The organism is Litoreibacter albidus (genome assembly GCF_900107015.1).
Lineage (GTDB): Bacteria > Pseudomonadota > Alphaproteobacteria > Rhodobacterales > Rhodobacteraceae > Litoreibacter > Litoreibacter albidus.
On sequence record NZ_FNOI01000003.1, the window covers coordinates 265,169 to 279,633 of the forward strand.

At 59.6% G+C, this 14,465-nt stretch carries 15 protein-coding genes; 3 read left to right on the plus strand and 12 right to left on the minus strand.

Translation table 11 applies throughout. From position 1 onward, the window contains the following. Positions 1 to 36: 36 nt before the first annotated feature. The 8 genes from BLW66_RS09735 to BLW66_RS09770 form a co-directional block, all read right to left on the minus strand. On the minus strand, positions 37 to 1,017 hold the full coding sequence (locus BLW66_RS09735) for an ABC transporter substrate-binding protein (protein ID WP_089946952.1): 981 nt from the start codon (positions 1,015 to 1,017) through the stop codon (positions 37 to 39). A gap of 51 nt (positions 1,018 to 1,068) precedes the next feature. After that, complete coding sequence (locus BLW66_RS09740; RefSeq protein WP_089946953.1) at positions 1,069 to 1,914, minus strand: ABC transporter permease; 846 nt, start codon at positions 1,912 to 1,914, stop codon at positions 1,069 to 1,071. Beyond that, the gene (locus BLW66_RS09745; protein WP_089946954.1) at positions 1,911 to 2,825 is read right to left on the minus strand and encodes an ABC transporter permease; all 915 of its coding nucleotides are present in this window, start codon (positions 2,823 to 2,825) and stop codon (positions 1,911 to 1,913) included. Before BLW66_RS09745 ends, BLW66_RS09740 begins: the two co-directional genes overlap by 4 nt. Before the next feature lie 263 nt (positions 2,826 to 3,088). Next, positions 3,089 to 3,880, minus strand: a complete 792-nt coding sequence (locus BLW66_RS09750; RefSeq protein ID WP_089946955.1) for an ABC transporter ATP-binding protein — start codon at positions 3,878 to 3,880, stop codon at positions 3,089 to 3,091. Between the two features lie 22 nt (positions 3,881 to 3,902). Continuing rightward, positions 3,903 to 4,103 (minus strand): hypothetical protein, encoded by a 201-nt coding sequence (locus tag BLW66_RS09755; protein WP_089946956.1) that lies wholly within the window; start codon positions 4,101 to 4,103, stop codon positions 3,903 to 3,905. A gap of 111 nt (positions 4,104 to 4,214) precedes the next feature. Beyond that, complete coding sequence (gene hydA, locus BLW66_RS09760; RefSeq protein WP_089946957.1) at positions 4,215 to 5,678, minus strand: dihydropyrimidinase; 1,464 nt, start codon at positions 5,676 to 5,678, stop codon at positions 4,215 to 4,217. Positions 5,679 to 5,770: 92 nt separating this feature from the next. Continuing rightward, on the minus strand, positions 5,771 to 6,466 hold the full coding sequence (locus tag BLW66_RS09765; RefSeq protein ID WP_089946958.1) for a hypothetical protein: 696 nt from the start codon (positions 6,464 to 6,466) through the stop codon (positions 5,771 to 5,773). Then, positions 6,463 to 7,713 (minus strand): Zn-dependent hydrolase, encoded by a 1,251-nt coding sequence (locus BLW66_RS09770; RefSeq protein WP_089946959.1) that lies wholly within the window; start codon positions 7,711 to 7,713, stop codon positions 6,463 to 6,465. The genes BLW66_RS09765 and BLW66_RS09770 overlap by 4 nt, the downstream gene beginning before the upstream one ends. Before the next feature lie 127 nt (positions 7,714 to 7,840). On the opposite strand from BLW66_RS09770, the gene BLW66_RS09775 reads away from it, so the two are divergent. Continuing rightward, entirely contained in the window at positions 7,841 to 8,461 is a 621-nt protein-coding gene (locus BLW66_RS09775; protein ID WP_089946960.1) for a TetR family transcriptional regulator C-terminal domain-containing protein, read from the plus strand. Positions 8,462 to 8,464: 3 nt separating this feature from the next. Here BLW66_RS09775 and preA read toward each other — a convergent pair whose 3' ends face one another. The 4 genes from preA to BLW66_RS09795 all read right to left on the minus strand — a co-directional run bounded on the left by preA (position 8,465) and on the right by BLW66_RS09795 (position 12,287). After that, the gene (preA, locus tag BLW66_RS09780; protein ID WP_089946961.1) at positions 8,465 to 9,769 is read right to left on the minus strand and encodes an NAD-dependent dihydropyrimidine dehydrogenase subunit PreA; all 1,305 of its coding nucleotides are present in this window, start codon (positions 9,767 to 9,769) and stop codon (positions 8,465 to 8,467) included. 1 nt (position 9,770) lies between these two features. Further along, positions 9,771 to 11,114, minus strand: coding sequence for an NAD(P)-dependent oxidoreductase (locus BLW66_RS09785; protein ID WP_089946962.1), 1,344 nt, complete (start codon positions 11,112 to 11,114; stop codon positions 9,771 to 9,773). Between the two features lie 88 nt (positions 11,115 to 11,202). Continuing rightward, on the minus strand, positions 11,203 to 12,000 hold the full coding sequence (locus tag BLW66_RS09790; protein ID WP_089946963.1) for an N-acyl homoserine lactonase family protein: 798 nt from the start codon (positions 11,998 to 12,000) through the stop codon (positions 11,203 to 11,205). After that, a complete protein-coding gene (locus tag BLW66_RS09795; RefSeq protein ID WP_089946964.1) occupies positions 11,997 to 12,287 on the minus strand; it encodes a putative quinol monooxygenase in 291 nt (96 codons plus the stop codon). The genes BLW66_RS09790 and BLW66_RS09795 overlap by 4 nt, the downstream gene beginning before the upstream one ends. An 88-nt stretch (positions 12,288 to 12,375) precedes the next feature. Between BLW66_RS09795 and BLW66_RS09800 the strand changes: the two genes are divergently transcribed. Then, complete coding sequence (locus BLW66_RS09800) at positions 12,376 to 13,464, plus strand: isocitrate/isopropylmalate dehydrogenase family protein (protein WP_089946965.1); 1,089 nt, start codon at positions 12,376 to 12,378, stop codon at positions 13,462 to 13,464. Continuing rightward, positions 13,461 to 14,465 (plus strand): Gfo/Idh/MocA family protein, encoded by a 1,005-nt coding sequence (locus BLW66_RS09805; protein ID WP_089946966.1) that lies wholly within the window; start codon positions 13,461 to 13,463, stop codon positions 14,463 to 14,465. Before BLW66_RS09800 ends, BLW66_RS09805 begins: the two co-directional genes overlap by 4 nt.

Consider the following 14,465-nt stretch of genomic DNA (forward strand, 5'->3'; position numbering starts at 1 on the left):
AAAGCGGGCGCCGCAAAGCGCCCGCCTGCATGGTAATTACTTCAACGCGGCGTCGGTAATCTCTGACGTCCACGCGCCAACCGGCTCTTTGGAGATCACAGGATCGGAGCCACCGCCCAGTAGGGTCGCCACGGTGCGGTTGTAATCCGCTTCGTCCAGCGCCCCGTTGGAGCCTGCGGTCAGCTTCGCAATCTCCGTCATCATGCGCTTTTGGTGGGATTCCGTCTGCGCACCGGACTCGTCATTTTCCAACACGATCTCCGCCGCCTCGTCAGGGTTTTCTTCGGCGTATTTCCACCCCTTCATCGACGCACGCACAAAGCGCACCATCTTGTCCTTGAAGGCTGGGTCTTTCAGGTTCTCTTCCAAGGCATAAATGCCGTCTTCCAGCGTGGCGACGCCTTGGTCCTCGTATTTGAAGGTCACCAACTCATCCTCGGACACACCCGCATCCAGCACCTGACCGTATTCATTGTAGGTCATGGTGGAGATGCAGTCGGCTTGGCGTTGCAGCAGCGGATCCACGTTGAACCCCTGCTTCAACACGGTCACGCCGTCCTCGCCACCGTCGGTGGAAATGCCCTCCTGGCTCATCCACGACAGGAACGGGTATTCATTGCCAAAGAACCACACGCCGATGGTCTTGCCTTTGAAGTCCTGCGGCGAGGTGATGCCCGTGTCTTTCCAGCAGGTCAGCATCAGACCGGAGGTTTTGAACGGCTGCGCGATATTTACGACCGGCAGGCCTTTTTCTCGCGCAGCCAAGGCCGATGGCATCCAGTTCAGCATGACGTCGGCGCCGCCCCCCGCCAAGACTTGCGGTGGTGCGATGTCCGGCCCGCCCGCGAGCACGGTCACGTCCAGATCTTCCTCTTCGTAGAAGCCCTTGTCCTTGGCCACGTAGTAGCCCGCGAATTGTGCTTGGGTGACCCATTGCAGTTGCAGTTTGACTTCGTCCGCTGCGTTGGCTGCCGTCGCCATTGCAACTGCGGCGGCGCTTAAGAGTAGCTTTTTCATGTTGTCGTCCTCCAGGTTGTTGTGAGTTCGTTTCTTATTTTTATATCGTTTCTATTTTCGGTGGGACGGATGCCAGAAGGTCGTGGACGCCTCAGCCAAGGCCACCACCCCGTAGAACGCTGACCCCGCAAGCGCGGCCACCACGATCTCCGCCCAAACCATATCAAGCGCCAGCTGCCCGACCGAGGTGGAAATGCGAAATCCCATCCCCATTGTCGGGGAGCCGAAGAACTCCGCAACAATTGCCCCAATGAGCGCCAGTGTTGTCGAAATTTTAAGCCCGTTGAAGATGAACGGCATCGCAGCAGGCAGGCGCAATTTGGTCAACGTCGCCCAATAGCCCGCGCCATAGGTCCGCATCAAATCGCGCTGCATCACGGTGGTTTCCTGCAAGCCCGCCACCGTGTTCACCAACATGGGGAAGAACACCATAACCACGACCACAGCCGCCTTGGATTGCCAGTCAAAACCGAACCACATCACAAGGATTGGCGCCGTCCCCACGATCGGCAAAGCCGCTACGAAGTTCCCCACCGGCAGCAAGCCGCGTCGCAGGAAGTCATAACGGTCAACCAGAATAGCCGCCAGAAACGCCGCCCCGCATCCGATGACATACCCCGACAAAGCGCCCTTCAGGAAGGTCTGTTTAAAGTCGAGCCACAGGGTCGGAAGCTCGCTAAAGAACGTGGCCATAACATGGCTTGGCGCGGGCAGGATCACCAAAGGGACGGCCAACCCGCGCACGAGCAACTCCCACGCGACCAATATGGTTAGCCCGAAGATTGCGGGCACAAGGAGGCGGATAAAGCGGGTCTCGGCATGGGGGCCGTTTGCCAACCGGGTGTTCAAGCCCCACATCGCAATCCAGATAATCAGTGCGGATAAGACCAAAATCATAACAAGCCCATCCGCTTTAACGTGCGGTTCTGAAGCCAGCCGATAAGCAGGACCAAGGACGCCGCAAGAACAGCAGCAAACACCAGTGCGGACCAGATTTGCACCATCTGGCCGTAATAGCTGCCCGTTAACATCCGCCCGCCCAAACCGCGCGCGCCACCGGCGGGAAGCTCCGCCACGATGGCCCCGACAAGCGCCGCCGCCACGCCGATCTTCAAAGACGCGAATAAGTACGGCATGGATGCGGGTAGCCTGAGTTTCCAGAACCCTTGGCTCCCCGACGCGTTATAGGTCTTCAATAGGTCCAACTGCATCGCATCCGGTGCGCGCAACCCTTTTACCATGCCGACGACCACGGGGAAAAAGCTCAGATATGCAGAGATAATCGCCTTTGGCACCACCCCTTGAATGCCGACGGAGTTCAGCACCACGATAATCATCGGCGCAATCGCAAGTATGGGAATGGTCTGCGATGCAATGGCCCAAGGCATAACACTCATGTCCATTGCTCTGCTGTGAACGATACCGACAGCCAGCAAAATGCCCGCGCCGGTCCCTATCGTAAACCCAAGCAGCGTGGCGCTAAGCGTGATCCAGCCATGGTAAACCAGCGACCGCTTGGAGGTCACTTTCTTCAAGACAACGGTTTCCCACAAGTCCTGCGCCACTTGGTGGGGCGCTGGCAGTCGCGGGCGCTCTTGCGCGTAGGTTGCTGGGATCGCGAAACTGTTGCGAAGAACAAGCGCCACCGCCGATGCATCACGGCGCGCGATGGGGTTGTCCGGGACCACCGTCGTCCCCGCGCGTTCCAGCCCTGTCAATGTCTCTTTCACATTCATGAAGGGGACAGCCGCATACCAAAGCGTAAAGATAGAGGCGACCACGGCCAAAACGGGAAGAACCTTAGACATGGGCGCTGTCCTCCCCCATCATTGCTTCACAAATACCTCCCGCGGAGCGTCCGACCCTCACCCCAAGCACTTGATTAAACGGGGAGCGCTTTAGGTATTTAGAAAGCAGTGATGGTAACGGGTTCTTAATCAAAACGAGGGTAGCATCTGACTGCGGAACAGGCTGAGGAGCCGATGGCCGTAAGCGGTGATGGGACGCGAGAGCGTCACATTTCCTGCGCTCCGGCCCGCGTGGTCGGGGCGCTTTCTCTAAATAGCCCCGATTATGCATCGCTATGCCCCGCCCTTAGCCCTTCGCGCACGCGGTGGGCGATTTCTATAAACTCGGGGGAGTCGCGGATATCCAATGGGCGCTCTTTTGGAAGCGGGCTTTCAATGACATCTGAAATCCGACCCGGGCGCGGGCTCATCACGACGATCTTTGTCGACAGGTAAACCGCCTCCGGAATGGAGTGGGTAACAAAGCCGATCGTTTTATTGGTGCGGGCCCAAAGTGCCAGAAGTTGCTCGTTAAGGTGATCGCGGACGATTTCATCAAGCGCGCCGAACGGCTCGTCCATCAACAAGATATCAGCGTCAAAGGCCAGCGCACGCGCGATGGAGGCCCTTTGTTGCATCCCGCCAGACAGCTGCCAAGGGTACTTGGCTCCGAAGTCAGAAAGCTCCACAAGCTCAAGAACCCGCGCCACCCGATCGTTTTGCTCGGCCTTGGAGTAGCCCATAATCTCGAGCGGAAGCTTGATATTGCCCGCGATCGTACGCCAAGGATATAGGCCAGCCGCCTGAAAAACATAGCCATAAGCGCGCGCGCGGCGCGCTTCGTCGGGGGGCATGCCGTTTACGGTGAGTGTCCCGCCGGTCGGCGTCTCCAGCCCCGCGATGCAGCGCAAGAACGTGGTTTTGCCACAGCCTGACGGGCCAATGAAGCTCACAAAATCGCCTTGCGCGATGTCGAGCGACACATCTTTTAACGCCTGCACAGGGGCGTCAGCCGTTTGAAACGTCAAATCCAGCGATTTGGCGCTAATGACGGGGGTGTTTACAGGTGAGGCCATCAGAGTGGCCCCGCTGCGGTGTTCAGGCTGCAGGCATATCCGCCGTCTGCTCCAGATCGGCCTGATCCGGCGCGGCTGAGCTGTACTTCGACCAAACCCCGCCGATTGCGAAGGCCGCAAAGATGAACATCGCGTCCGCGATGGCGATATCGTTGATCCATGTCCCTACAGCGAGCAGGCCGAGCGCCACCACCAGAAGTACTTTTGTAAAGAGAACCTGCATTTAAAAACCTCGCTGCGTTTCCCGTTTGGAAAGCAAGGTTTCTCAGTCTATTCCGGCAATTATGTGACACGATCCGGGCATTTCCTTCATTATTGTCCATATTTGAGGCTGCTATACGCCGGATGGAATGTTGAGAGGGTCGCGCTCGATCTTGCGCGGGGTGTTCAGCGATTTCCATTTGCTAAGCGCCTGAGACGCGCTCGCGAAAGCGGGTCTGCGCACGAATTTGCCGCGTCCGGGCTGCGGTTGCGAGTTTTGCCCGTAGGCCCATATCACATCACCGCGGGACAGCGTGTAGCGCGGCTGCGCGGTGACGGTCATGCCCTCGAACACATTGTAATCAATGATAGATTTTTGAGTACTCACAGCGATTTCTCGGCTGATGCTTGGATCCCAAACCACGATATCGGCATCACCGCCCACGGCTATGCCGCCCTTCATCGGGTAGATGTTGAGGATCTTGGCAATGTTGGTCGAAGTCGCGGCCACGAATTCTTCGGGCGTGAGACGCCCTGTTTCCACGCCGGTGGTCCAGAGCATCGCCATGCGCTCCTCCAAGCCGCCCGTCCCGTTCGGGATGGCGGTAAAATTGTCGATCCCCATCTGCTTTTGCTTGTCGGAGAAGGCCGCATGGTCCGTCGCCACGACCTGCAAGGAGCCGGACGACAGCCCCGCCCACAAGGACGCCTGATGCTCTTTGGAGCGGAACGGCGGCGACATCACGCGGCGCGCGGCGTATTGCCAGTCCTTGTTGAAATACTCGGTTTCGTCCAGCGTCAGGTGCTGGATCAGCGGCTCCCCGTAGACGCGCATACCCTTCTGGCGAGCGCGCCGGATAGCTTCATGGGCCTGCTCGCACGACACATGCACGATGTAGAGCGGCGAACCTGCCGCGTCCGCGATCATAATCGCGCGGTTGGCCGCTTCGCCCTCCACCTCTGGGGGGCGCGAATAGGCGTGACCTTCGGGGCCGGTGATGCCCTCGGCCAGATACTTTTGTTGCAGCTCCTGCACGATGTCGCCGTTCTCGGCGTGCACCAAGGGCAATGCGCCGAGCTCCGCGCAGCGCTTGAAAGAGGCGAACATCTCGTCGTCCTCGACCATCAACGCGCCCTTATACGCCATGAAATGTTTAAAGGTGTTGATGCCGCGCTCCTTAACAACGGCCTCCATCTCATTGAAAATATTCTTATTCCAGCCGGTGATAGCCATATGGTAGGAGATGTCGGTGCAAATCTGGTCGCGGGACTTGCGATCCCAATCGTCTATTGCCGACAGCAAGGAGCCGTCCTCCCCCGGAAGGCAGAAGTCCACCAGCATCGTCGTGCCACCCGCCGCGGCCGCGAATGTGCCAGACTCGAATGTTTCCGCCGCCGTGGTGCCCATGAATGGCATTTCAAGGTGGGTGTGCGGGTCGATGCCGCCGGGGATCACATAGGCGCCAGAGGCGTCGATCACCTCATCCCCCGTCAGGTTTTCGCCGATTTCGGCGATCTTTTCGCCTTCGATTAACACATCTGCCGTCCAGCTTCGATCTGCCGTGACGATTGTGCCGCCCTTGATGACTTTGCTCATGTGCGTCTCCCTTCAGGTCTGTCGGTCCGCGCGTGTCTTGCTGCCGCGCTTGGTGTTATATGTGCCGGACGTCGCGATTATGCTTTGCCCCGCTATTTTCGTTTTATCGCGAAATCGCTGCGCTCCGCCCCAGAGCTGCGCAGGATGAACATGTCGATCAACACCGCATTTTGGTCGATGGAATAGACCGAACGGCGGGTTTCATTCGGCACGCCCGCGTTGTTCGCTTTCGGGTCAAGCACAGTGGTGGAGCGCCAGACGCCCCCTTCTTCCGTGGTTTTGGTGATCAGCGACACCGCAGATCCGTCGCGCGCGATGGCTTTGTAACGGCATGTCCCCAGCACCCCAAAGCAATCATGCGGCGCGTATTTGGTCACATCACCGGTGATATTGGAGCTGGTAGAGCGGAACCGGTTATCAGCGGTGAGGCCCACGGGAATAAACAGTTGGTTCCCGCGAACACGGATGCTGGATTTTCCCATCGCTTCGGAGAGAACCTGCGCAATGTCTTCCAAGTTTTCGGCCTCAGGAAGGGTCATAACCATCTGACCGTTATAGGTATATTTAGAATTGCTGCGCTTGCGCGATGTCAGCGACATGGTGACCGGCACTGGCACGCCTTCGTTGACCAGCGCAAAATTATAGCGCACGCCCGAGGGGGGCGAGATCGCGTTCAAATCAACCTCCGCCCCAATGCCGGGGCGTATTTGGATCGGATCACGGGGCGCACTACATCCAGCGACCACGAGACCCGCAAGCAAAATGCAAATGGCGTTGAGTTTGATCACCCAACGACCTCCGCCGTCTCGAGCACCGCATGAAAGAGCACGTTTGTCCCCGCCTCGGCCCATTCTGGGCTAATTTCCTCGGCCTCGTTATGGCTTAGTCCGTCAACGCAAGGGCACATGATCATCGCCGTCGGGGCCACGCGGTTGATCCAGCAGGCATCGTGCCCCGCGCCGGAAATCAGGTCCATGTGGGAATAGCCCAGCCGGTTCGCGGCGTCGCGCACCGCGCTGACGCAGTTCTCATCGAACGCGACTGGGTCGAAACCGCCGACTTTCTCCAGCTCAATTTCCAGCCCCATTTCGTCGCAAATGACCTTCGCGCCTGTGGCCAGCCGTTGCTCCATGTCTTCGATGACGTCCAACTCGGGGGAGCGGAAGTCGATGGTGAACACCACCTTGCCCGGTATGACATTGCGCGAGTTTGGGTAGACGTCGATGTGGCCCGCCGCCCCCACCGCATGCGGCGCGTGAGACCACGCGATTTCATCGACAAGCTTCAGCACTTTCGCCATGCCCAGCCCCGCATTCTTGCGCATCGGCATGGGCGTGGAGCCTGTGTGGCTGTCTTTTCCGGTGATCGTCACCTGCGTCCAGCTTAGGCCCTGCCCATGGGTAACAACGCCGATGTCTTTCTTCTCGGCCTCTAGGATCGGGCCTTGTTCGATGTGCAACTCGAAGAACGCGTGCATCTTGCGTGCACCGACCTCTTCCTCGCCGCACCAGCCGATGCGCTTCAACTCATCCCCGAAAAGCTTACCCTCCGCGTCTTCGCGCGCGTAGGCCCAGTCTTGCGTGTGGATGCCCGCAAACACACCGGACGACAGCATCGCGGGGGCGTAGCGCGTGCCCTCCTCATTGGTGAAATTGGTCGCAACAATCGGGTGTTTCGTCTTGATGTTCAGGTCGTTCAGGGTGCGGATAACCTCTAGCCCGCTGAGGACACCCAAGACCCCGTCATACTTCCCGCCCGTCGGTTGCGTATCAAGGTGGGAGCCTATGTAGACCGGCAGCGCGTCGGGGTCCGTCCCCTCGCGGCGGGCAAACATGTTGCCCATCTGGTCAAGGCCCATCGTGCATCCGGCGTCTTCGCACCAGCGCTGAAACAGGGCCCGTCCCTCGCCGTCTTCATCTGTCAGGGTTTGACGGTTGTTGCCGCCCGCAACGCCCGGCCCGATCTTGGCCATGTCCATCAGGCTGTCCCAAAGACGTGCGCCGTCGATCTTCATATTTTCGCCAGGTGCTGCCATCATTCTTCCCCCAGTATTTGACCAGTCGGTCAAAGGAAGGCTAACAGTGGTCATGAAGCTGTCAAGGATTCCCCTTGGATATTTCGCCGGAACACGCGGCAACTGCTTAAGGAAGAGGCATTTATTCATGCCAGACGGATCGAAGACAGACCGCCCGCGCACCCGCATCCAGCAGCGCAACCGCGACCTTATTGCGGAGGCCGCACTAGAGGTCTTCTCGACCCACGGATTTCGCGGCGCGACCTTGGACAATATCGCCTCCGAAGCTGGCCTGTCCAAGCCGAACCTGCTGTATTATTTCCCGTCAAAAGAGGCCATTCATACCCAGTTGCTCAGCACGCTGATGGACACTTGGCTAGACCCTTTGCGCGCCCTTGATGCGCAGGGCGACCCGATCACCGAGCTGTTGGCCTACGTGGAGCGGAAGCTGGAAATCAGCAGATTGTACCCGCGTGAAAGCCGCCTCTTTGCCAACGAGATTGTGCAAGGCGCACCGCGCATGCTGACGTCGCTAGAGGGGGAGTTAAAGGATCTGGTCGATGAGAAGGTTGCGATTATCCGTGATTGGGCGGATCAGGGCAAAATCGCCAAGGTACATCCGTACCACCTGATATTCTCGATCTGGTCGCTGACCCAGCACTATGCCGACTTCGATGTGCAAGTGCGGGCGGTGTTGGGAGGCGAGGAACCCTTTGACGAGGCCCCCGCCTACCTAAGAGAAGTTTTCTTAAAGCTCTTAACGCCTTAGCGGTTATTCCGCGGCGCATGCCCCCGGATTGTTGGGGTGCGTCGTCCAGTTGGCGTATTCCTCTTGCACCACTTTGCCCGTGCGCGGATCGACCTCGCCCGCCGCCATTGGCAGCATCGAGATGCAATCCTCAATCGGGCAGACATCTACGCACAAGTTGCAGGCGACGCATTCGGCGTCGATCACCTCGAACACGCGGTCCGCTGACATGGAAATCGCTTGGTGCGATGTGTCCTCGCAGGCGGCGTAACAGCGTCCACATTTGATGCAGGCGTCTTGGTCGATCTTGGCCTTGGCCACGTAGTTGAGATTCAGATACTGCCAGTCGGTGACGTTCGGCACCGCCCTGCCAACGAAGTCTTGCAAGGACGTGTAGCCCTTCTCGTCCATCCAATCGGACAGGCCGGAGATCATTTCTTCGACCACTTTAAACCCGTAGATCATCGCCGCCGTGCAAACCTGCACGTTGCCACAGCCCAAGGCCATGAATTCCGCCGCGTCGCGCCACGTGGTCACACCGCCGATGCCAGAGATAGGCAGGCCCTGAGTTTCAGGGTTACGGGCAATTTCGGACACCATAGACATCGCAATCGGCTTCACCGCTGGCCCGCAATACCCGCCATGCGAGCCCTTACCGTCGATTGTTGGCTCAGGGCTCATGCTGTCGAGGTTCACGGAGGTGATCGAGTTGATCGTGTTGATCAACGACACCGCATCCGCACCGCCACGCATCGCTGCGGCTGCGGGCTTGCGCACGTCGGTGATGTTTGGCGTCAGCTTCACGATCACGGGTTTGGAGTAATACTGCTTACACCAGCGCGTGACCATTTCGATGTATTCGGGCACCTGCCCCACTGCCGCGCCCATGCCGCGTTCCGACATGCCGTGCGGGCAGCCGAAGTTCAGCTCAATCCCGTCAGCGCCCGTGTCCTCGACCAGTGGCAAGATATCTTTCCACGCCTGTTCCTCGCAAGGCACCATCAGGGAGACGATGATCGCGCGGTCTGGGTAATCGGCTTTGACTCGCTTGATTTCTTCCAAGTTGGTTTGCAACGGGCGGTCGGTAATCAGCTCGATGTTGTTGAGCCCGAGCAGGCGGCGATCCGCGCCGTAGATCGCGCCGTAGCGTGGGCCGTTCACGTTGACCACAGGCGGGCCTTCCATGCCCAAGGTCTTCCACACGACGCCGCCCCAACCGGCCTCGAAGGCACGGCGAACGTTGTATTCTTTGTCCGTCGGCGGCGCAGAGGCCAGCCAGAACGGGTTCGGGGATTTGATGCCTAAGAATTCTGTCGTTAGATCGGCCATCTTAGTTGCCTCCCATCAAGGTGGAATGAATGTCTTCGGCCGCGTCGCGCCCTTCGGCCACAGCCGTTACGGTCAAATCGTCCCCGCCAGAGGCACAATCGCCGCCCGCCCAGACGCCGGCCACCGAGGTGGCACCTGTGCCCGAGACCGCTATTTTGCGGCCTTCCAGCTCCAGCCCGTCCGGCGCACCGTTGAGGGTTTGACCGATTGCCTTGAACAGCTGATCCGCTTTGATGCGGAATGTCTCACCACTGCCGGTAAGTGTGCCGTCCTTGCTGGTGGTATACTCGAACTCTGCCTCGGCCACCGCACCATTTCCATGCACTGCCATGGGCTGTGCGTTCGGTATGATGCGCACCCCCTTCGAGGTCGCCAAATCCTGCTCGAACTTGGAGGCGCCCATCTGATCCAGCCCGCGCCGGTACACGATGGTCACATTCTCCGCGCCCAGTAATTTGGATTGCACCGCCGCGTCCACAGCAGTCATCCCGCCGCCGATCACGACGACATTGCGCCCGACGGGGATTTGCGCCAAATCGCCTGCCTGTCGCAGATCAGCGACGAACGAAACCGCATCAGAGACGCCTTCCTTGTCTTCACCGTCCGCGCGCAGGGCGTTCACGCCAGTCAAACCGATCCCCAAGAACACGGCGTCGTAGTCACCTTGCAGCGCTTCAAGCGTCACGTCGCGGCCCAGCTGTTTGTTCGTCTCGACGGTGATGCCACCAATCTGGAGGAGCCAGTCCACCTCTTTCGCGGCAAACTCGTCCGTCGATTTGTAAGCTGCGATGCCAAATTCATTGAGCCCCCCCGCCTTCGGGCGGGCGTCAAGCAACGTGACGTGATGACCGTGCATCGCCAAGCGGTGCGCGCAAGACAGACCCGCTGGCCCTGCCCCGACCACCGCTACGCGCTTGCCGGTGTCCGCGGCGCGGGTGAACGGATGCTTGCCCGCGCCCATCAGCGTGTCAGTGGCAAAGCGCTGGAGGCGGCCAATCTCCACGGGTTTGCCTTCTGCGGCCTCACGAACGCAGACCTCTTCGCACAGGGTTTCCGTCGGGCAAACGCGTGCGCACATGCCGCCCAGAATGTTCTGGCTCAGGATAGTCTTCGCCGCGGCCTCCGGCGTGCCGGTCTGGATTTGCCGGATGAACAACGGGATGTCGATGTCCGTCGGGCAGGCGGTGACGCAGGGCGCGTCGTGGCAGAAGTAGCACCGATCCGCCGCCACCGCCGCCTCATGTGGGGCGTAGGCGGGGTGCAAATCATCGAAGTTATCTGACAGTGCGTCAGCACTCAGGCGACCCGGTGCGATACCGGGTGTTAGGGGCGTGGCGTCGGGCATGATCTCTCCGGGCTGCGTCAACTTTCCGATGAGACTGGCACAGTTAAAAATTTTATCAACTGGTAAAATTTAGGCATTTTGGAAACGCCTACAGCGAAAAATCCTTGCTCGGCCCCTGATCCAACCGCCAGCAATAGTCCGGCCCGTCCTGCGCAAACAGCGACGTCACCAACGGATCATGCCCCGGAATGATCAGCGATCGATCGGACGCCAACTGGTGCAATCTCGCGAAGCCATCGAGCATATTTTGAAGATCAACTACAATCGGGAACGGCTTGTTCTCAAACACATTTTCGTAGTAATGCGTCGCATCCGACGCGAGGCAGAGCCACCCAGCGCTTGTGCGCACCCGCACCGCCTGTAGCCCGCGGGAATGCCCCCCCAAGCAATGCACACTCACCCCGTCCGCCACGTGCCCGTCACCGTCATGAAAGACGCAGCGCCCCTGATAAACGCGCTTCACCGCCTCACAGATATGATCCGCAGAAAACGGCATTTTTAGCGTGCCATGGCACATGCATGGCCCCGTCGCATAGGCCATTTCGGCCTCTTGCAGGTGAATCGTTGCGTTTGGGAACAGGTGCAAACCGCCCGCGTGGTCGTAATGAAGATGCGTCACGATGAGCTGCGTGATGTCCTCGGCGCGCAGTCCGATGCCAGCCAGCGCCTCCCTCGGGTCGCGCAAAATCGGGCGGTCGCGGGCGGCGGCTTCCTCGGTGTCATATCCGGTATCCACAAGGATAACTTCAGCCCCGCGACGAAGCACCCAGATGAAGTAATCCATCGCGTGGGGCGCGTCGTGATTGTCATCAAAGATAAAGCTGTCGGCGCGGGTCCGGCTGTTGCGCTCCGCGTATTTGAGCGCGTGAACCTGCCAGTCGCTCATTGGTGCACCTGCGAGAACGTGCGCACATCCTTGCCCGTGACCATGCCGTCGATGCTGGCTTGAAACGTGGCATAATGGTCGCTGGCGAGATGCACGCCGAACGCTGCTTCGTCGTCGTAGACCTCATATAGAAAAACCTCATCAGGGCGGGCCGGATCAAGGCAGACGTCGAACTGCTTGCACCCCTCCTCTAGCGCGAGTGAGGTTTTGGCGTTCAGCACCATAGCGGCCACGAAAGCGTCAAAACGGGCGGGGTCGGATCGGAAGGTGACAGTTACGACAAACATCTAGGTGGCCCTTTCGGCTGTTGCATACATTAATGTATACGTTAATATGATCTGCAACGTCCATTCATAAAGCCGGAATTTTTAGACCATGACAAAGACTTTCAAGATTGCAGTATTTGACGGTGACGGCATCGGCCCCGAGATTATGCACCCGACGGTTGCCCTGCTCAAAACGCTCGCGGCGGCGTCGGCGGACTATGACTTTGTGTTCGAGACCGTGCCCGCCGGCGCCGCCCACTATGCAAAACACGGCGAAAGCCTGCCCGCCGCGTCCTTGGCGATGGCCAGAACCGCCGACGCGATCTTGCTATCTGCGATGGGTCTGCCATCCGTGCGCTACGAGGACGGAACCGAAATTTCGCCGCAGATCGAAATCCGCAAAGCCTTAAACCTATACGCCGGTGTGCGGCCTGTGCGCATCGTCCCGGGCCAGCCCACCCCCCTAGCCCTTCGCGGACAAGAACCCGTAGATTTCGTGCTCATCCGCGAAAGCACCGAAGGGCTGTTCCATTCCCAAGGCACGCGTGACGTGCGCGAGGATGCGGAGGCTTACGAGACGCTTAAAATCACCCGCGAAACCTCGGAGAAACTGTTTCGCTTTGCCTTCAAGCTGGCCCAGTCACGCAAAGCTGCGGGACGAGGCAACGGGCGCGTCACATGCGTTGACAAGGCCAATGTGTTCGCGGCCTTCGCCTTCTTTCGCAAAATATTCGACGAAGAGGCCGCGCGTCACCCCGACCTCACTTCCGACCACGCCTATGTGGACGCCACAGCCCTTTGGATGGTGGAGAAGCCTTGGGCGTTTGACGTCATGGTCACGGAAAACATGTTTGGGGACATTCTGTCCGATCTGGGGGCCGGATTGATGGGCGGGCTTGGCCTTGCGCCCTCTGCGGACATTGGCGACGATCACGCGGTGTTCCAGCCGTGCCACGGCTCCGCGCCGGATATCGCGGGGGATGGCATCGCAAACCCCTTCGCGATGATCCTATCGGCGGCGATGATGCTGGACTGGCTTGGGGCCGCGCATGGCGTTGACGCAATGGCCCGCGACGGCGTGCGCCTGCGCGAAGCGGTGGAGGCGGCAATCACGGACCGCAATGACGTCACCCGCGACTTGGGCGGCACGGCCAGCACAGCGGAGGCAGCGGCCGCAATCGCGGCGCGGCTGTCATGAAAGTCGCCTGCCTCGGCGCGGGCTACTTTGCGCAATTCCACTATGACGCGTGGCGCCGCATGCCGGACGCCGATCTGGTCGGCGCGTGCGACTTTGATCTGGACAAAGCGCAAGCAACTGGCGCGCGGGCCTTCACCGACCTGCGTGCGATGCTCGACGCAACGAAGCCCGACATTGTTGATATAATCACCCCGCCGGATACCCACGCGGCGGCCATAGCCGTCGCGTTGCAGGCCGATGTAAGGGTGATCATTTGCCAAAAGCCGTTTTGCACATCGCTGGAGGAAGCGCGCCAAGTGACGGAGCTGGCCGCCAAGGCGGGGATACCGCTGATCATCCACGAGAACTTCCGGTTCCAGCCGTGGTATCGCTGCGCCAAGATGTTGATGGACGACGGCGAAATCGGCACACCGGTCCAGCTCACGTTTCGCCTGCGCACCGGCGACGGGCAAGGGCCCCGCGCCTATCTCGACAGGCAACCGTATTTCCAAACCATGCCGCGCCTGTTGATCCATGAGACCGGCGTGCATTGGATCGACACATTCACCTATCTGTTCGGTCGTCCCACTGCCGTTTATGCCGACCTGCGCCGCATGAACCCCGTTCTGGCCGGAGAAGACGCGGGCCATGTGATCTTTGAGTTTGCCGACGGCAAGCGCGCCTTGTTCGACGGCAACCGCCTGCTGGACCATAGCGCGGAGAACCACCGTATGACGCTGGGCGAAGGATTGTTCGAGGGCACGGGCGGCACCCTGTCGCTAACCGGAGACGGCGGGCTGCATCTGCGCCAGTTCGGCCAAACCGAAAGCCTGACGGCCCTGCCACCGATGCAGCGGCCCGGATTTGGCGGCGATTGCGTCTATGCACTGCAGCGCCACGTCCTCAACGGGCTGAACGAAGGGCAACCTTTCGAGAACGAAGCCGCAGAGTATTTGTTTGTGCGCGAAATCGAAGACGCGATATATCGCTCCGCACAGACGCACACACGGGTGGAGGTTTAA